Here is a 17,169-nt window from a genome sequence, read left to right on the forward strand (position 1 = left end):
TTTATTTAATTTGAAATTTATTTTGATTTGTTAAAATTATTTTTTCTGAAGCTATAAGCATTCGCAAATGTATTAAAATGTCTTTTTCTGCAATGTTTAATAAAGTACTAATTTCTTTTGAAGATAATTTCTTTTCAACTTTTAAAATTGCAATAATTTTTTCTGGAGTTGTATTTTTTTTGTCTTTTTTTTCTGATAAGCAAACGTCACAAATGTTACATTTTTTAGTGTTTTTTTCGTCGAAATAGGTGAGTAGCTGAATGCTTCTACAAACATCATGATTTGCAACATAATTAAGTAAATCTGTTGCTTTTTTTTCTTTTTGAAGCAAAAACTGTTTCATGTTTTTTGAAAAACGATTAATAGTTTTATCATCTTCTCTCGGAACTAAAAATAAAATAGATGTTTCTGCTTGAACAGGTATATAGTTTACAAACTCTAATTCTTGTAGTTTTTTTAGATTTTCTATCACTTTTTGAGATGTAATACCTGCTTTTTTAGCAATAAAAAATTCATCAATTTTTATTTCACTTTCAAAAAGTCCGCCATAAGTTCTTAGTAAAATACCTATAAATATTTTTAATGCGTCATTTTTATGGCTAAATTTTAAAATATTAGAATGATGCGTAATAAATTGTAAGGTAGATTTTTTGTTGTAATTGTTACTTAGTTCAATGATACCATAATTGGAAATTATTTTAAGTACTGCATCTGTTTTTAAAACAGAAAAATTATATTTTTTTGAGAATTCTAAAATATTAAAATCAAAAGGAGTTGTGGCAATTTCTCCATTTGAAATTCTGAAATATTGGTATAGTTTTTTATGAATTTCCTTTATTTCGGTTATGGTTGGTAATGAGTTAAATAATTGCTCTTTATATAAAGCAATGTCATGATTATTGTATAGTAAAACTGCAAAAGATTTTTTATTATTTCTTCCAGCTCTACCTGTTTCTTGCACGTAATTTTCTATACTAAAAGGTAAATTATAATGTATAACCAAGCCAACATTAGGTTTATCTATACCCATTCCAAATGCATTTGTAGCTACCATAATTGGTGTTTTTTCCTGCATCCAATTATCAAAAGAAATTTGTTTGTGAATTGCAGATAAACCACCGTGATAAAAACTACTTTTAAAGTTGTTTGCATTTAAAAAATTAGCAATTTCTTCTGTTTTTTTTCTGGTATTGGCGTATATAATTGCTGGTGATTTTGTTTTTTTAAAAATTTGAACAAGTCGCTCTAGTTTGTCTTCTAATTTAAAAACTTGGTATGCTAGATTATTTTTGTAAAATGATTTTCTAAAAACTTCAGGAGATTTAAGTTCTAAGTTTTTAGCAATATCTTCAATTACTTTTTTGTTAGCAGTTGCTGTAAGAGCAATAAAAGGAACTTTTGAATTTAGCTCTCTAAGGATTTTAATTTTTCTGTAAGAAGGTCTAAAATCATGTCCCCATTCAGAAATACAGTGAGCTTCATCAATGGCAATTAAGTTTAAATTAATTTCTTTTATTTTTTGCTGTATGAAGGTAGATTGTAATCGTTCAGGAGAAATGTATAAAAATTTAACATTGCCAAACTTGATATTATCAAACAAAGTAATTATTTCATTTGTATCGTTTCCAGAAGGAATTGTAACCGCTTTTATGCCAATTTTTTTTAAGTTTTCTACTTGATCTTGCATTAATGCAATTAATGGTGAAATTACCAAGCAAACTCCTGGTTTTAAAAGTGCAGGTATTTGAAAACAAAACGATTTTCCTGCGCCAGTTGGTAATAAAGTAATAACGTCTTTCTGGTTTACTACAGCAGTAATTACTTCTTTTTGAGGAGCTCTAAATTCAGTAAATCCCCAATATTTAGCGAGTATTTGTTCTGGAGAAATCATAATTCGCAAGAAAGCGAATTTAAAATAAAGTCTGTACGCTCTTTTACGTTTCCAAAAGGTACATTTATAATTTTATACCCTAAATCTTTATATGCTTTTACTAAGTATTCGTCTATAATTACAGACTGTTCAAAGGTTTCATATCGTTCATTATCTGTGGTGTGAATTTCTTTCCACGGCGAAAAATGAAAAATACAATCATACTTATATTTCTTACTTTTTTCAATAAAAGTATTAGGATATGAAGTTTTAAAATAATTCATGTAGGCATGCACATCTGGAATTCCTCTGTCAAAAAAAACAATTTCTTTTTTTGATTGTTCTGCAATCAAATATTGTTTTTCTCTACCTTCAAGTAAAAGTTTACTAAAAAGTAATGGTTCTGTTAAAAAAAGTTGGTCTATCCCTTTTTCTTTTGCCTGTAAGGTTACTTCTCTAGACACTTCTTCCATGCAAAAATAATTTTTAGAAATAAGACTGTTAAGAACTGTAGTTTTACCAGTTCCAGGTCCTCCAATAAGCACTATTTTTTTTTGCATTTTACAAAAATAAATCATTCCCTTTATAAAACTAATTTTTAATGTAATTTTGTGATTTGTTATTTGAAAATAGTTTAATAAATTTTTAAGAATATTATGAGTAAGAAAGACGAATTTTATCGCAAACTAAAAGCTCAACTTGATGACACAACAAGTTTTCCAGCAGACTATTTGTATAAATTTATTGTACCTACAACAAAAAATCAAGAAACAGAAGTGGAAGCACTTTTTAATAACAAAGGTGCAGTTATTACTACAAAAAAGTCTAAAACAGGTAAATATGTAAGCGTTTCAATTATTTTAAAATTAAATACTTCAGACGAAGTAATATCGTTATACAAAAAAGCAGAAAAAATCGAAGGAATTATATCTTTATAATATTGTAATTATGAAAAACAACGTTTTATCAATACTTTTTTTACTATTAACCATTACTTTTTATGGTCAAAAAAAAGAAAAAACATTATTAACTATTGATGGCGAAAAAATAACAGTTAATGAGTTTAAACGAGTTTATGAAAAAAATTTAGACGCAATTGATAACGAAGAATCTAAGGATGTTGAAAACAATTTAGAACTTTTTATTAACTACAAGTTAAAAGTTAACGAAGCTTATAAATTGAAATATGATACTTTACCATCATATAAAAGAGAAATAGAAACCTATAAAAATCAACTTTCAGCACCATATTTGCAAGACACTACTTTTATAGAAACTTTGGTAAAAGACGTTTACTTTAGAACTAAAAATGAAATTAAAGCAAAACATATTTTAGTAAGAATTTCTAGAGACGCAACACCAAATGATACTTTAGCAGCGTTTAATAAAATTACAGAAATTAGAAATAGAATTGTAAATGGAGAAGATTTTGAGAAAATAGCATATGAAACTTCGGAAGATGCTTCAGCTCAAGACGATCCAAAAACAGGTAGAATTGGTAACAAAGGAAACTTAGGTTATTTTTCGGCATTTGATATGGTTTCCGAATTTGAAGATAATGCATACAAAACAAAAGTTGGTCAAGTTTCAACACCTTTTAGAACGCAATTCGGATATCATATTGTAAAAGTTGACGATGTAAGACCCTCACTTGGTGAAATTGAAATTGCACATATCTTGGTTGCAGATACTACCTCTTTAGGAAAAAATAAAATAAACGAAGTGTTTACTAAATTACAGCAGAATCAAAAATTTGAAGATTTGGTAACACAATATTCAGATGATAGAAACACCAAGAAAAATGGAGGTAAATTAAGAAAGTTTAAAAAAGGAAGAATGCTAGCACCTATTGAAAATGCAGCATTTTCCTTAGAAAAAGAAGGTGATTATTCTGCGCCAATTAAAACACGTTATGGTTGGCACATCATAAAACTAATTAAAAAGTATCCAGTAAAATCTTTTGATGAACTTGAAAAAGAGTTGAGAAATCAAATTAAAAAAAGCTCAAGAATGCAGCTTTCGGAAACAGCTGTAATTAATAAGCTAAAAACAACTTATAAAATTACAGAAAATGAAGAAGCAAAAAAAATATTGAATCGAAAGAACCTAAGAGCAATACCAAAAGATTCTTTGCAAAAGGTTATTTTAACAATTAATAACAAACAAATTAAGCAAGAGGCATTCATCAATTACATTCGAAACAGAAGACACAAACCTGTATATTTGTTATTTGACATGTTTAAAAATCAAGAAATACTAACTTATTATAAAGATAATTTGGTATATATAGAACCAGAATATGCACACGTTTTAAAAGAATATGAAGATGGTTTGTTACTTTTTGAACTGATGCAGCAAAAAATTTGGGAAGCTTCTTCTAAAGACACTTTAGGATTGAAAAACTATTTCGAAACCAATAAAAATAAATATCAGTCCAAAGAACTAAAAAATGTCAAAGGAGAAGTAATGAATGATTATCAAAACTTCCTAGAAAAAAATTGGATTGCAGACTTGAGAAAAAAGAGTAAGATTAAAGTAAATAAAAGAGAATTAAAAAAACTAATTAAATTTTACAAAAAAGACTAATGAGATTTTTATTGATAGCTTTTTGCATATTCACACTCACTTCTTGTGATTATTTTACAGTTAAAGAAAAAGAAACTACTTCTTCTGAAATTGTTGCTATTGTTAATACAGATAAACTTTTTAGAGAAGATTTAAAAAATGTTTTGCCCAATAATATTTCAAAAGAAGATAGTATAGTTTTAGTAAAAAGCTACATTCAAGATTGGGCAATCAAAAAGCTTTTTTTAAAGAAAGCCGAAAATAATAGTTCTTTAGAAAGTTTACAAGAAATAGACCTTTTGGTAAACGATTACCGAGAAAGTTTACTAATCAACAAGTACAAAACAGAAATTATTAATCAAAAATTAGATACTATAATTTCTGAAGAAGAAATAGAAACTTATTATAATTTAAATAAAGATAATTTTAAGTTGAATGAAGAATTAGTGAAAGCTAAATATATTTCTTTTGATAAAGATTTAAAAAATGAAAAAGAAATTATAAAACTCTTTCAATCAGATAAAATTGAAGATCAAGAAGAACTAGAAAGAAAGCAATTAAGCTTCAAAATTTACGACTTAAATGACTCTGTTTGGACAGAACTAGATAAGATTTTGTTAAAAGTACCGTTTTCTAAAGAAAATCTGTTAAAAAAAACAAAATTCATTCAAAAACAAGACTCATTAAGTTTATATTTGGTGGCTGTAAAAGACATTCTACCAAGAAACGAAATAGCACCATTAAGTTATATAGAGTCTAAAATAAAACAAATGATTTTACACAAACGTAAAATTGAACTAATTAGAGATATTGAAAAAATAATAGTAAAAGATGCCACAAAAAATAACAATTTTAAAATATATTAAAATACTTCCAGTAATTACTTTTTTATTCATTGGACTGCAAACAACAAATGCTCAAAAGGTAAAAATTGATGGAGTTGCAGTAGTTGTGGGTAAAAACATTGTTTTAGATTCTGATATTGCAAAGTTTAAACAAGAAGTTGAGTTAAGAAGTGAAGGTAAAGTAACATTTACAAAATGCGAAATGTTAGAAGAACTTATGCAACAAAAACTACTTTCACATCACGCAGTAATTGATAGTGTTACTGTAACAGATGATGAAGTAAACATGAGTGTTGAACGAAGTGTAGAGTATTTTGCGAGTCAATTTGGTTCAGTAGACAAAGCAATTAAAGCATATGGTTTTAATGATTTAGATGATTTAAAAGCAGAGTTGTATAATGTTCAAAAAGAAAACAAATTAGTAGAAAAAGAACAAAATAAAATTACTGAAAAGGTAGATGTTACACCAGAAGAAGTACGTTTGTATTACAACGGACTAAAAAAAGATGGTGAATTACCAGAGTTTACTGCAGAAGTAGAATTGGCACAAATTGTTTTAAACGCAGAACCTACAAAAGAAGAAAACGACAAAGTAATTGCAGAGCTAAACCAGTTAAAACAAGAAATTTTAGATGGAGCAAGCTTTAGAATGAAAGCAGTTATTAACTCTAAAGACCCTGGAGTTACCCAAAATGGTGGTAGAATGGAGGTTACCAAAGAATCTAATTATATTAAAGAATTTAAAGAAGTGTCATTTCAGCTAGATTTAAATCAAATTTCAGAACCATTTAAAACAGCTTTTGGATACCACATTATTCAATTGCATGAAATCAAAGGAAACACTAGAGTTGTTTCTCATATTTTACTTCAACCAGAAATTCCTGAAAGTAGATTAAAAGAAACGCAAGATAAATTAGAGTCGATCAAACAAGATATTAAAGATGGTAAAATCACTTTTGATGAAGCCGTAAAAAAATATTCTATGGATGATGATTCTAAAAATAACGCAGGCTTAATTTTAAATCCCTATACAGGAGAATCTAAATTCGATCTAACAAGAATGGACCCAGCTTTTTACGCAAGAGTAAATGATTTAAAAACTGGAGAAATGACGGATGTTTTTTATGATGAAAATAGAGAAGGCTTAAAAATGTATAAATTTATTTTAATGAAAGAAAGAACAGATACACACACTGCAGATATTGTTCAAGATTACGTTAAAATTCAAGATTTAGCCTTAAAGAAAAAGAAAGAAGAAACCATTGAAAAATGGTCTAAAGATAAAATTAAAGATACTTACATTAAAATTTCGGAAGATCACGCAAGTTGTAAGTTTGAAAAAAATTGGAAAAAAGACGCGAATAAATAATGTCAGACGTACAAGCAGTTAAGAATTTAGTTGGCAAATACGAACAACTTCAATCAGAAATAGGAAAAATTATTATAGGACAACAAGAAGCAGTAAATTTTACGTTGCTTTCTATATTTTGTGGAGGTCATTCACTTTTAATTGGAGTACCTGGTTTGGCAAAAACATTGTTGGTAAATACGGTTTCAGAAGCATTAGGGCTTAATTTTAAGAGAATTCAGTTTACACCAGATTTAATGCCTTCAGATATATTAGGAAGTGAAATTTTAGATGAAAACAGACAGTTTAAATTTATAAAAGGACCTATCTTTTCCAATATTATTTTAGCAGACGAAATTAACAGAACACCACCAAAAACGCAAGCAGCTTTGTTGGAAGCAATGCAAGAGCGCAGTGTAACTATTTCTGGACATCATTACAAATTAGAGTTACCATTTTTTGTTTTGGCAACTCAAAACCCAATAGAACAAGAAGGTACTTATCCTTTACCAGAAGCGCAGTTAGATAGGTTTATGTTTTCTATAAATTTAGAATATCCAACATTTCAGCAAGAAGTTCAGGTTGTTAAAAACACGACTTCTAGTTTACAAAATAAAGTAAATTCTATTTTTTCTGGAGCAGAAATTATAGAAATTCAAAACTTAATTCGCAAAATTCCTGTAGCTGATAATGTAATTGAATATGCAGTTGGTTTGGTTGGTAAAACAAGACCAAAATCTGAACAAGCAACAGATTTGGTAAAAAGTTATTTAGATTGGGGTGCAGGACCAAGAGCATCACAAAATTTAATTTTAGCAGCAAAATCGCATGCAGCAGTTCATGGTAAATTTTCTCCGGATATTGAGGATGTAAAAGCAGTTGCAATTCCTATTTTATCTCATAGAATTGTAAAAAACTACAAAGCAGAAGCTGAAGGTATTACAATAGCAAATATTATTACTTCCTTATTATAAGTTGGTTAGGTTTTTTAGAAAACTTCAGGACATTCAACTTTTAATAGTTGACTTTCTGTAGGCAAATTTTGTTCATCTCTAAATTTAAAAATAGCAGGATTTTTCTCGAAGAAAATAATGTCTAAAGAAAACCTGTTTTTCCCATAAATTCCTCTATGAATCATATTGGCAGAAAAAAGTAAAACATCTTTTCTATTTAAAGATAGTAATTTACTGTTTTTAATAGAGTCACTTGGCTTTTTATTGTTTAAAGAGTTTCTTACTTCGTATGCTTCTTTACTATCCCATTTTTTATGAGTTTTTGGTATCAATTCTATACCTAATTCATGCGTAAAAGGTATTCTTACATGAACTATGTTTTGAGATTGAATAGCCTTTTTTTGTTCAATTTCACTCAAACCAGTATACTGTACATCTCTGTGCCAATAATTTTCTTGCTTCTTGTTTTTCGGATCAAAAAAAAGTTGTGTATTTAAAAATGTAGGATTTTCAAACTCTAAAAGCTTCACGAGTTTTTTTTGTGCAATAAATTTAAATAATGTGTCTTTTTCGCTATTATTTAAATACTTAGAAGAAGTGATGCTGTGACTGTTAATTGAACCTTCATTATAGTAACTAGCGTATTCTTTTAACCAATGATTATGAAATTTCACAATAATAGGTTCTATTTTTAAAAGCTCTTTTTCTTCAAAAAAGTTTGGATAAAAGCAGTAACCATCTTTTGTGTAATTTCCTTTTTTCATTTGTATAAATGTAATAAAAGAATTTAAACTAAGTTCGTTTGCTTATTCTTAGAGAATATTTATTCTTCTTCAGAAAAGTTTTCAAAAAAACTAAACACATTTCCTCCATACCTTTTATCATATGAGTGATTTTCGTGTTCAGATAAATCTGTATGTTTAGAGTGCTCAATAATTAAAACTCCACCTTCGTTTAAAATATTTCTTTCAAAAACAATTGCTGCAATTTTTAAAAATTGTTCTTTTTCAAAATCATAAGGTGGATCTGCAAAAATAACATCCGCTTTTAAGGGTGTTTTTTCCAAAAACTTATACACATCACTTTTATAAGTGTTTATATTAAATTCAAACTCTTTAGAAGTAGTATTAATGTATTTTACACAATTATAATGTGCATCAATTGCAGTAATGTTTTTAGTTCCTCTAGAAGCAAATTCATAGCTTATATTTCCTGTTCCAGAAAATAAATCTATTACACTAATACCATCAAAATAAAAGTGGTTATTTAAGATGTTAAATAACGATTCTTTTGCCATGTCCGTTGTTGGACGAACTGGTAAGTTTTTTGGAGCAGATAAACGTCTTCCTTTAAATTTTCCTGAAATTATTCTCATTAACCTAAAAGTATAAAATTAGCGTGTTTTTGCAAATCTAACTTATTAAAAATGGTATTGTTGCTTTCTAAAAAAGAAACGTTTTTAATATACTTATAAATCAGTTTATAAATATCAGATTCTACTGAAATTTCTCCTGTTAAATGCAGTGGAAATTCGTTTGTATTTAATTGTAATTGTTCTGCAACAAACAAAACATAGTATAAGAAATCTTCTTTTGAATGGTATGTGAAAGAATTAGAAAGTATTAGTTGTTTTTTTTCTAAAACAACAATATCTAGTGTTGTTTTAGAAACGTTTACAAACATTGCTTTTTGCTCTTTATTGTTTTTTTGGGTAAACTTATCTATCAATAAAGTATTATGATGTTTGTATTCGAATTCGCCAAAATTATTGAACAAATAGTTGTTAATATTTATGTACGGAACAAAAATATTTTTAGCGTCATTACTTTCCAAATCGTCAAAGGCAATAAAATCGGTGGCAAGAACTTTAATGTTAAAGTTTAAATAAGAGGTTAAGTTTTTCTCATTAAAATACTCATTAGGTACAATTGTAAAAAGATTGTTTTGATGTATTACTTCAACATTATCAAAATCTTGTTGTAGGTGAGTATCATTTTTAAAAATAGCTTCAATTTCAGATAATAAATTTTCTGGATTTTGCTGAGTTTTTTCAAACTGATACGCACAGAAATGTATATCTTTTTTTGATATACTATCTTTGATAGAAAAAGAAAATCCATCCAAATTAAATTGGATGGATAAAATTTTATTTTTGGTGTTTTTCAAAATAGGTATGCTATTCTTCTTTTTTCTTACGGTCTTTTTTGTCGTAAAATGGTGGCCAATTTCCTCCAGTTGTAACTTCATCTAAAGAACCTACAGAAATATACTCTCCTTTAATTTGATCAGTAGCAACTGCTTCTAATTCTTGTTTAATTAAAGATTCATCCATTCCTTTTAATAATTCTTCTTTAGGAGTTTTAACTAAAAATGTTGGTACCACTAAACCTTGTACTTTTTCAACAGTTCCAATTTCAACTTCAAACTCTTTTCCATCTGTACCAGGAACCTGAAACATGTTTTTATAATCTCTGTCTTTAAAGTATTTTAAAACAGGCTCATACCCAATAGTATCAGTTACTCTTTTTTCAACATCTACAGTAATACCACCACCTTTGTTTATAGTTTCTACAACTGTTTTTGTATTTGTTAAGGCTAATTTAGCAGTATCAATAAAACGGATTAAACCAGCTTTGTCTTTAGTATAAGTACCTGTAGATTCATAATGCTTTACTTGAGCATCTCTAATTATTTTTAATTTATCTACAACTTTAGCATAAATTTTAACTTTATTTTTGTTGAAATTAATTGGTTCCATGATTCCGCTATAAATCTTGAATCCAAGAAAAATGGCTAAAAACAATAATAATAAAGAAGCTAACCAACGTAACTTTAAAGGTAAAAACTTAACTATAACAATAGCTAAGAGAACAGCTACTAATACTGCAGCTAAAATCATTCCTAATAATTCCATTCTTGATGTTTTTTTTAATAGTATATACGCAAATCTACAATTTTTTTTTAATGATAAAAATTTTTATTTACAAATCGACGTATCTTTGATGTTTAAATTTATTTATGATTGAAAAACCAATAGATTTTAATAGAGAATTAGTTAAAAAATTCCCACATCAACCAACTTTAAAACAAGAAAAATTACTACATCTTTTAAGTGATTTTATATTCGATAAAGATAAAGATGCGCTTTTTTTGTTAAAGGGTTATGCAGGTACAGGAAAAACAACAACTATTGGAGTTTTTGTAAACAGTTTACGTTTTGCTGGCAAAAGAGCAGTGCTTTTAGCACCAACAGGAAGGGCTGCAAAAGTTATTGCTTTATATTCAAAAAGAGCTGCATTTACGATTCATAAAAAAATTTATTTTCCCAAAAAACAATCCAATGGTTCTATAGATTTTGTATTGCAAACAAATAAGCACACAAATACTATTTTTATTGTAGATGAAGCTTCTATGATTCCTGATGGAAAACAAAATAAAAATTTTTTCGAATCTACCTCACTTTTAAATGATTTAATCAATTATGTATATTCTGGTAAAAATTGTAAACTTATTTTTATTGGTGATACAGCGCAATTACCTCCTGTGAAGTTAAAAGTAAGTCCTGCTTTAGAAAAAGATGCTTTAACATATGAATATCAAAAAAATATTACTGAAATTGAACTGAATGAAGTAATGCGTCAACATGAAAATTCAGGTATTTTAGCAAACGCTACTAGTTTACGATTGTTATTACAAAACGAAGGTGATACTTTTAAATTTGATGTTGATTTTCCAGATATAAAAAGATTGCAAGATGGTTATGATATTGAAGACGCTATTGTAACTGCATATGAAAATGATGGAGTAGAGGATACAGCATTTATTGTTAGGTCTAACAAAAGAGCAAATCAATACAACCAACAAATAAGATATAATATTAGAGGGCAAGAAAATGAAATTTCAGCAGGAGATTATATTATGATTGTTAAAAACAATTATTATTGGTTAAATGAATCTTCGGAAGCAGGTTTTATTGCAAACGGAGATATTTGTAAGGTTTTAAAAATTTTTTCTATTAAAAAATTGTATGGTTTTAAATTTGCAGAGGTTGAAATAAAAATGATTGATTATCCAAACATGCAACCTTTTGAAACGGTTTTACTTTTAGACACTTTAACAAGTGAAAGTCCGTCTTTAACATACGAAGAGTCTCATAAATTATACGAGGCAGTAAAAGAAGATTATGCACATGAAAAATCAAAATACAAACAATTTTTAGCGATTAAAAATAACAAGTATTTTAATGCGCTTCAAGTAAAGTTTTCATATGCAATGACTTGTCATAAATCACAAGGTGGTCAATGGAAAACGGTTTTTGTAGAGCAACCTTATTTACCAGAAGGTGTTTCAAAGGAATATTACAGATGGTTATATACAGCAATAACAAGAGCTCAAGAGAAATTGTATTTAATAGGTTTTAAAGACGATTTTTTTACAGAATAATAGAATTATCTCAATAAATAACTAACATTAATAGAACCGTATTTTTGTCCGTTATCAAATCGCAAACCTTTAGACTTATTCGTATTGTAGTTAAACGTATATCCCCAACTAAAACGATTGGATGTAAATTTAAAGCCAATTTCTAAATCAAAAACTATAGGAACAAGTTCGTTTGTAACTTCGCTATTTTTATTTAAGAAACTACCTTGTAAAGTAGCATCGTAAACAGCATATCTAACAGATGGCTTTATAAATATAAAAGATTCAATTTCTCTAAAAAATCGAGTGTTTTCATCATTAATATTTGTTTTAAAAGCAATAGAGTTTGCTATATTTTGTAAAGGTTCAAAGCCAATTCTAGCCATAAAACCTGTGGTTATATTTGTATAAACAGTACCTGCATTAGCATTATTTATCCAAGAAACATCAAAAGCTTTAGAGCTTGTTTTTAATAGCTGTTTATTATAAGTTACACCAAAGTTTAAAGCCAAAGCATTTTTAATTTGATATTGCCACCCAATAGCTTTTCTAAAACCATAAATATCATGAATAAAATCTTGTAATTCTTTGGCATAAGCATTAGAACCAATGACACCTAATTGACCAGTAATTTTTAAATTTTTATTGTTTTTATAAACATTTTCAAAACCAAAACTTCCGTACAAATAACCTGAAAAAGGTCTGTCATGATCATTCACAGAAAGCACAATTGCTTTATATGGAGTGTACATTTCATGTCCAATGCTCCATTCTAAAATTCGTTTTTCTAAATTTTCTTTTTTCTTTTTAGAAAGATACCTAAAAGACAAAAACATTCCATTAGTATAATATCTGTCGTTTTTTAAAGAAGTATATAAATCATTTTCTGTAATAAAACTTATTTCTTTAGAAAACTTCTCTTGAGACAATAAATTTAGAGCTGTAAAAAGAAATATAAACAAGATATTTTTTTTCATAGAGAGCAAATATAAAAGAATATGGAATAACTTTTATAAATTGATGCTTTTTTAACTTCCTAAATAAAAAAAAGTAGTTATTTTTAGACCAAGAAATAAAGATAGATGAATACAAAGAAAGGGCTAAATGTAGAAGATTTTCAAAAAGTAGATTCTAATAAAGAATTGTTAGAAGTAATTAAAGATAAAAGTCAGCTTTACAATAAAGTAATTAAAACGCTTTCATATACTGAAGAGTTAAGGTTGCTACAAATTGAGTTGGTAAAACTACAAAGATGGATATCTAAAGAAAATAAAAGAGTTGCTGTTGTTTTTGAAGGTAGAGATGCAGCAGGTAAAGGCGGAAATATTAGAAGATTTATGGAGCATTTAAACCCAAGATCTAGTAGATTAGTTGCCCTAAATAAACCTACAGAAGTAGAAAAAGGACAATGGTATTTTCAGCGTTACATAAAAGAACTTCCAAACCCAGGAGAAATTGTTTTTTTTGACAGAAGTTGGTACAACAGAGCAGTTGTAGAGCCAGTGATGGGTTTTTGTACGGAAAATCAATATAAAGAGTTTTTAGTACAAGTTCCAGAGTTTGAACATATGATGTATGAAGATGGTTTAATTATCATTAAATTTTGGCTTTCCATCACCAAAGACGAACAATTAAGGCGTTTTGAAGAACGAAAAGAAAACCCTTTAAAACGTTGGAAATTTAGTCCTGTAGATAAACAAGGACAAATTCTTTGGGACAAATACACACACTACAAAGCAGAAATGTTTTCTAAAACCCACACATCTTATAGTCCTTGGATGATGGTAAAAACAAACGATAAAAAAGTAGCAAGATTAGAAGCAATGAGACACGTTATTTCTCAATTTGATTATGATGGAAAAGAAGAAGCAAAAACAACGCTAACACCAGATCCAAACGTTGTAATGAGATTTTATCGTTCTAATAGTAATGTAGATTAACAAAATGGGGAAAAAACTTACAACAAAGCAAGTAAATAAGCTAAATACAAAAAAAGGTCTTTTGGCACTATTATCCAAAGAACCTTTAAATATAGAAAGAGGTTTACGATATGTAGATTATCAAAAAAAATTAAAAAAATTACAAGTAGAGTTAATTCGATTACAAACTTGGGCAATTAATAATAACGAGCGAATAATTATTGTTTTTCAAGGACGTGATGCAGCAGGAAAAGGTGGAGCAATTAGAAGGTTAACAGAACGTATAAATCCAAGACATATGCGTATTGTAGCACTATCAAAACCTACAGAAGATGAAAAAACCCAATGGTATTTTCAACGTTATGTAGAGCAATTTCCAAAAGCTGGTGAAATTGTGTTTTTTGATAGAAGTTGGTACAATAGAGCAATTTTAGAGCCTGTAAATGGATTTTGTACGCAAGAAGAATATGAAATTTTTATGAACCAAGTAAATGAATTTGAAAAAATGATTTTAGAATCTGGTATTCATTTGGTTAAAATTTACATGTCAATTTCTAAAAAAGAACAAGCAAAACGTTTTGCCGATATAAAAAGCAATCCATTAAAACAATGGAAAATGACAAAACTAGATGAAAGAGCTCAAGTTTTGTGGGACCAATATACAGAGTATAAAAACGTAATGTTTCAAAGAACAAATACAGAAAAATCTCCTTGGAAAATTATACGAGCAAACAGAAAAACGGAAGCACGTGTAAACGTGATTAATTACGTTTTAAATAGAATACCTTACGATAAAAACTTAGAAATTTAACGAGTTAGTCTTTTTACTTCATTAAATATAAAATACATTTCAGCAGCAATTTGACGATTTGTTTTCAAATACGTTTTTTCTTGTTCAGGTGTTCCATCAGAAGCCTTAGGGTCTTCAAAAGGTAAATGATACCTTACAAGTGCACTTGGTATGAAAGGACAATTTTTATCAGCATTATTACAAGTAGTTATTGCTATAAAAGGTTCTTTGTTTTCAGGATGATCAAATCTTTTAGAAAAACCTAAAATAGATTTTTTACTTCCTTTAAATCGAATTTCATACTTCGGATTTTGATGTGAAAAATCTGAAACTTGAAAATCAAAACCTGCCTTTTGTAATGTTTTTACTGTATTTCTGTAAAAAGCAGTTACCTCTGTACCTCCAGAAAAAGAATTAATATTTAAATTAAAATAATTTGCAACATAAAAACCCCAGACTTGTCCAAGTTGACTTCTTCTAGAATTATGAGTACAAATAAAGTTTAAATTAACCACTTCATTTTTTAAATATTCTTTTGCAATACCTTCCGAAATTTTATGAAGTAAAACTTTTCTATCTTCCTTTAAAACAATACTTTTTACAGCATTTTTAAAGAAGTTTTCGGTAGAAGTTATTGAAGTAGTTAACATATCATTATTTTTGCCTCAAAAATAAAACTTATTAAACTTATATAAATTAATAAAAAGTTAAGAATGCGTTTAGAAATTGGAAATAAAGTGGCTGTTTTAGACGATGTTTTAAAAGGAAAAGTAACTGCTATTGATAATCATACAGTTTCAGTTCAAACTGAAGACGGTATGATTTTTAATTTTAATGAAAAAGAATTGGTTAAAATTGATGCAGAACAGCATGAGCTAACAAAGTTTTCTGATATAAATAACGATTTTTTTAAAGAAAAAATTCAACAAGCAAAACCTCAAAAGAGTCTTTTTAAAAAACAACAAAAAGAAGTAATTATGGAAGTTGATTTGCATATAAATCAGCTGGTAAAATCTACAAGAGGTTTAGATAATTACGATATGATAAACTTACAGTTAGACACTGCAAAACGAAAAATTGAATACGGAATTCAAAAAAGAATTTCAAAAATTGTGTTTATTCATGGAGTTGGAGAAGGTGTTTTAAAATCAGAATTGCATTCACTTTTAAATAAATATCCTGTTAAATATTATGATGCTTCTTATAAAAAGTATGGTTTAGGAGCTACAGAAGTTTATATTTATCAAAATATAAATGAGTAAAATAGAAACCTTATTTTTGTGATATGAAAACCGTGTATTTAGATAATGCTGCAACAACACCCATAGCTAAAGAAGTGGTAGAAGTAATGCAAACTTCTATGATAGATAATTTTGGCAACCCTTCTTCTACACATCAATTTGGTAGAAAAGCAAAATCGGCTGTAGAAACTGCAAGAAAAAATATCGCAAAACACTTTCATGTTTCTGCAAGTGAAATTATTTTCACGTCAAGTGGTACAGAAGCAGATAATTTAATTTTACAAAACGCAGTTTTAAATTTAGAAGTTACTAGAATTATTACTTCAAAAATAGAACATCACGCAGTTTTACATACTTGCGAATATTTAGAAAAAGAAAAAAATGTTACTTTAAATTATGTAAATGTTGATGCATTTGGAGCAATAGATATTTCACACTTATCGAATTTATTAAAAGCTTCAAAAGAAAAAACATTAGTAAGTTTATTAATGATAAATAATGAAATTGGAAACATTTTGCCACTTAAAATAGTGGCGAATCTCTGTAAAGAACACAATGCATTATTTCATTCAGATACGGTTCAAGCAATTGGGCATTTCAATTTAAATTTACAAGAAATTCATTTAGATTTTTTAGTGGCAAGTGCACATAAATTTCATGGACCAAAAGGTGTTGGTTTTGCTTTTTTTAGAAAAGGTTTTGGAATTTTACCAATGATACATGGAGGAAACCAAGAAAGAGGAGCAAGGTCAAGTACGGAAAATGTACACGCCATTTTGGGCATGGAAAAAGCTTTAGAAATTGCTGTTCAAAATATTCAAAAAGATAAAAACTATATTGAAAGTTTAAAGGTGTATTTTATTTCTGAGTTTAAAAAAATATCTCCAAACATTCAATTTAATGGACTTTCTGCAGATTTAGACAATAGCAGTTATACTATTTTAAATGTACGTTTTCCAGTTAAAAACGACATGTTGTTATTTAGTTTAGATTTGGCAGGAATTGCAATTTCAGGAGGTAGTGCTTGTCAATCTGGTAGTAATAAAGGTTCTCACGTTTTATCGGAAATCTTATTTGATGGAGAAGAAGATAAAACTTCTATCCGTTTTTCATTTTCAAAATATACAACCAAAGAAGATTTAGATTATACGATTTTAAAATTAAAGGAGCTGCTTTAAAGATAAAGCAACTCCCTAATCAACCAAATTAAAATCAA

18 protein-coding genes are annotated in these 17,169 nt (G+C 27.8%); 10 read left to right on the forward strand and 8 right to left on the reverse strand.

The window, feature by feature from the left end; genetic code table 11:
• Position 1 precedes the first annotated feature (1 nt).
• Both FDT66_RS12635 and FDT66_RS12640 read right to left on the reverse strand, forming a co-directional pair.
• A complete protein-coding gene (locus FDT66_RS12635; RefSeq protein WP_171032386.1) occupies positions 2–1,891 on the reverse strand; it encodes a RecQ family ATP-dependent DNA helicase in 1,890 nt (629 codons plus the stop codon).
• Entirely contained in the window at positions 1,888–2,430 is a 543-nt protein-coding gene (locus FDT66_RS12640) for an AAA family ATPase (RefSeq protein WP_138537102.1), read from the reverse strand. Before FDT66_RS12640 ends, FDT66_RS12635 begins: the two co-directional genes overlap by 4 nt.
• A 96-nt stretch (positions 2,431–2,526) precedes the next feature.
• Between FDT66_RS12640 and FDT66_RS12645 the strand changes: the two genes are divergently transcribed.
• Genes FDT66_RS12645 through FDT66_RS12665 form a run of 5 tightly spaced genes read left to right on the forward strand, consistent with a single transcriptional unit; the run spans position 2,527 to position 7,602 of the window.
• The gene (locus tag FDT66_RS12645) at positions 2,527–2,808 is read left to right on the forward strand and encodes a DUF493 family protein (RefSeq protein ID WP_138537104.1); all 282 of its coding nucleotides are present in this window, start codon (positions 2,527–2,529) and stop codon (positions 2,806–2,808) included.
• 10 nt (positions 2,809–2,818) lie between these two features.
• The gene (locus FDT66_RS12650; RefSeq protein WP_138537106.1) at positions 2,819–4,456 is read left to right on the forward strand and encodes a peptidylprolyl isomerase; all 1,638 of its coding nucleotides are present in this window, start codon (positions 2,819–2,821) and stop codon (positions 4,454–4,456) included.
• Positions 4,456–5,301: a hypothetical protein gene (locus tag FDT66_RS12655; protein ID WP_138537108.1), complete on the forward strand. Its 846-nt coding sequence runs from the start codon at positions 4,456–4,458 to the stop codon at positions 5,299–5,301. The genes FDT66_RS12650 and FDT66_RS12655 overlap by 1 nt, the downstream gene beginning before the upstream one ends.
• The gene (locus tag FDT66_RS12660) at positions 5,267–6,649 is read left to right on the forward strand and encodes a peptidylprolyl isomerase (RefSeq protein ID WP_138537110.1); all 1,383 of its coding nucleotides are present in this window, start codon (positions 5,267–5,269) and stop codon (positions 6,647–6,649) included. Before FDT66_RS12655 ends, FDT66_RS12660 begins: the two co-directional genes overlap by 35 nt.
• The gene (locus FDT66_RS12665) at positions 6,649–7,602 is read left to right on the forward strand and encodes an AAA family ATPase (protein ID WP_138537112.1); all 954 of its coding nucleotides are present in this window, start codon (positions 6,649–6,651) and stop codon (positions 7,600–7,602) included. Before FDT66_RS12660 ends, FDT66_RS12665 begins: the two co-directional genes overlap by 1 nt.
• Before the next feature lie 14 nt (positions 7,603–7,616).
• On the opposite strand, the gene FDT66_RS12670 is transcribed toward FDT66_RS12665, so the two are convergent.
• Genes FDT66_RS12670 through FDT66_RS12685 form a run of 4 tightly spaced genes read right to left on the reverse strand, consistent with a single transcriptional unit; the run spans position 7,617 to position 10,495 of the window.
• Positions 7,617–8,345: a phytanoyl-CoA dioxygenase family protein gene (locus FDT66_RS12670; RefSeq protein WP_138537114.1), complete on the reverse strand. Its 729-nt coding sequence runs from the start codon at positions 8,343–8,345 to the stop codon at positions 7,617–7,619.
• 59 nt (positions 8,346–8,404) lie between these two features.
• Positions 8,405–8,956: an RsmD family RNA methyltransferase gene (locus FDT66_RS12675; protein WP_138537116.1), complete on the reverse strand. Its 552-nt coding sequence runs from the start codon at positions 8,954–8,956 to the stop codon at positions 8,405–8,407.
• A complete protein-coding gene (locus FDT66_RS12680; protein WP_246034873.1) occupies positions 8,956–9,747 on the reverse strand; it encodes a DUF3822 family protein in 792 nt (263 codons plus the stop codon). Before FDT66_RS12680 ends, FDT66_RS12675 begins: the two co-directional genes overlap by 1 nt.
• 10 nt (positions 9,748–9,757) lie before the next feature.
• On the reverse strand, positions 9,758–10,495 hold the full coding sequence (locus FDT66_RS12685; protein ID WP_138537120.1) for a hypothetical protein: 738 nt from the start codon (positions 10,493–10,495) through the stop codon (positions 9,758–9,760).
• Positions 10,496–10,599: 104 nt separating this feature from the next.
• Here FDT66_RS12685 and FDT66_RS12690 point away from each other — a divergent pair, with 104 nt between their 5' ends.
• On the forward strand, positions 10,600–12,024 hold the full coding sequence (locus FDT66_RS12690) for an ATP-dependent DNA helicase (protein ID WP_138537122.1): 1,425 nt from the start codon (positions 10,600–10,602) through the stop codon (positions 12,022–12,024).
• A gap of 5 nt (positions 12,025–12,029) precedes the next feature.
• On the opposite strand, the gene FDT66_RS12695 is transcribed toward FDT66_RS12690, so the two are convergent.
• Positions 12,030–12,980 (reverse strand): lipid A deacylase LpxR family protein, encoded by a 951-nt coding sequence (locus FDT66_RS12695; RefSeq protein ID WP_138537124.1) that lies wholly within the window; start codon positions 12,978–12,980, stop codon positions 12,030–12,032.
• Between the two features lie 105 nt (positions 12,981–13,085).
• Between FDT66_RS12695 and ppk2 (FDT66_RS12700) the strand changes: the two genes are divergently transcribed.
• Both ppk2 (FDT66_RS12700) and ppk2 (FDT66_RS12705) read left to right on the forward strand, forming a co-directional pair.
• The gene (gene ppk2 / locus FDT66_RS12700) at positions 13,086–13,943 is read left to right on the forward strand and encodes a polyphosphate kinase 2 (protein ID WP_138537126.1); all 858 of its coding nucleotides are present in this window, start codon (positions 13,086–13,088) and stop codon (positions 13,941–13,943) included.
• A gap of 4 nt (positions 13,944–13,947) precedes the next feature.
• Complete coding sequence (gene ppk2, locus FDT66_RS12705) at positions 13,948–14,733, forward strand: polyphosphate kinase 2 (RefSeq protein WP_138537128.1); 786 nt, start codon at positions 13,948–13,950, stop codon at positions 14,731–14,733.
• Here the strand turns inward: ppk2 (FDT66_RS12705) and FDT66_RS12710 are convergent.
• Positions 14,730–15,362: a low molecular weight phosphatase family protein gene (locus FDT66_RS12710; RefSeq protein ID WP_138537130.1), complete on the reverse strand. Its 633-nt coding sequence runs from the start codon at positions 15,360–15,362 to the stop codon at positions 14,730–14,732. The two genes, ppk2 (FDT66_RS12705) and FDT66_RS12710, sit on opposite strands and share 4 nt — an antisense overlap.
• 63 nt (positions 15,363–15,425) lie before the next feature.
• Between FDT66_RS12710 and FDT66_RS12715 the strand changes: the two genes are divergently transcribed.
• Both FDT66_RS12715 and FDT66_RS12720 read left to right on the forward strand, forming a co-directional pair.
• Complete coding sequence (locus FDT66_RS12715; protein ID WP_138537132.1) at positions 15,426–15,974, forward strand: Smr/MutS family protein; 549 nt, start codon at positions 15,426–15,428, stop codon at positions 15,972–15,974.
• A 23-nt stretch (positions 15,975–15,997) separates the two neighbouring features.
• The gene (locus FDT66_RS12720) at positions 15,998–17,131 is read left to right on the forward strand and encodes a cysteine desulfurase family protein (protein WP_138537134.1); all 1,134 of its coding nucleotides are present in this window, start codon (positions 15,998–16,000) and stop codon (positions 17,129–17,131) included.
• The last annotated feature ends 38 nt before the right edge of the window (positions 17,132–17,169 follow it).

The organism is Polaribacter aestuariivivens, from assembly GCF_005885675.1.
Taxonomy (GTDB): Bacteria; Bacteroidota; Bacteroidia; order Flavobacteriales; family Flavobacteriaceae; genus Polaribacter; species Polaribacter aestuariivivens.

What these genes read in the sequence shown, in the direction of transcription:
- FDT66_RS12635 (WP_171032386.1), bottom strand. Translation starts at nt 1,891, where the DNA reads ATGATTTCTCCAGAACAAATACTCGCTAAATATTGGGGATTTACTGAA.
- FDT66_RS12640 (WP_138537102.1), bottom strand. Translation starts at nt 2,430, where the DNA reads ATGCAAAAAAAAATAGTGCTTATTGGAGGACCTGGAACTGGTAAAACT.
- FDT66_RS12645 (WP_138537104.1), top strand. Translation starts at nt 2,527, where the DNA reads ATGAGTAAGAAAGACGAATTTTATCGCAAACTAAAAGCTCAACTTGAT.
- FDT66_RS12650 (WP_138537106.1), top strand. Translation starts at nt 2,819, where the DNA reads ATGAAAAACAACGTTTTATCAATACTTTTTTTACTATTAACCATTACT.
- FDT66_RS12655 (WP_138537108.1), top strand. Translation starts at nt 4,456, where the DNA reads ATGAGATTTTTATTGATAGCTTTTTGCATATTCACACTCACTTCTTGT.
- FDT66_RS12660 (WP_138537110.1), top strand. Translation starts at nt 5,267, where the DNA reads ATGCCACAAAAAATAACAATTTTAAAATATATTAAAATACTTCCAGTA.
- FDT66_RS12665 (WP_138537112.1), top strand. Translation starts at nt 6,649, where the DNA reads ATGTCAGACGTACAAGCAGTTAAGAATTTAGTTGGCAAATACGAACAA.
- FDT66_RS12670 (WP_138537114.1), bottom strand. Translation starts at nt 8,345, where the DNA reads ATGAAAAAAGGAAATTACACAAAAGATGGTTACTGCTTTTATCCAAAC.
- FDT66_RS12675 (WP_138537116.1), bottom strand. Translation starts at nt 8,956, where the DNA reads ATGAGAATAATTTCAGGAAAATTTAAAGGAAGACGTTTATCTGCTCCA.
- FDT66_RS12685 (WP_138537120.1), bottom strand. Translation starts at nt 10,495, where the DNA reads ATGGAATTATTAGGAATGATTTTAGCTGCAGTATTAGTAGCTGTTCTC.
- FDT66_RS12690 (WP_138537122.1), top strand. Translation starts at nt 10,600, where the DNA reads ATGATTGAAAAACCAATAGATTTTAATAGAGAATTAGTTAAAAAATTC.
- FDT66_RS12695 (WP_138537124.1), bottom strand. Translation starts at nt 12,980, where the DNA reads ATGAAAAAAAATATCTTGTTTATATTTCTTTTTACAGCTCTAAATTTA.
- ppk2 (WP_138537126.1), top strand. Translation starts at nt 13,086, where the DNA reads ATGAATACAAAGAAAGGGCTAAATGTAGAAGATTTTCAAAAAGTAGAT.
- ppk2 (WP_138537128.1), top strand. Translation starts at nt 13,948, where the DNA reads ATGGGGAAAAAACTTACAACAAAGCAAGTAAATAAGCTAAATACAAAA.
- FDT66_RS12710 (WP_138537130.1), bottom strand. Translation starts at nt 15,362, where the DNA reads ATGTTAACTACTTCAATAACTTCTACCGAAAACTTCTTTAAAAATGCT.
- FDT66_RS12715 (WP_138537132.1), top strand. Translation starts at nt 15,426, where the DNA reads ATGCGTTTAGAAATTGGAAATAAAGTGGCTGTTTTAGACGATGTTTTA.
- FDT66_RS12720 (WP_138537134.1), top strand. Translation starts at nt 15,998, where the DNA reads ATGAAAACCGTGTATTTAGATAATGCTGCAACAACACCCATAGCTAAA.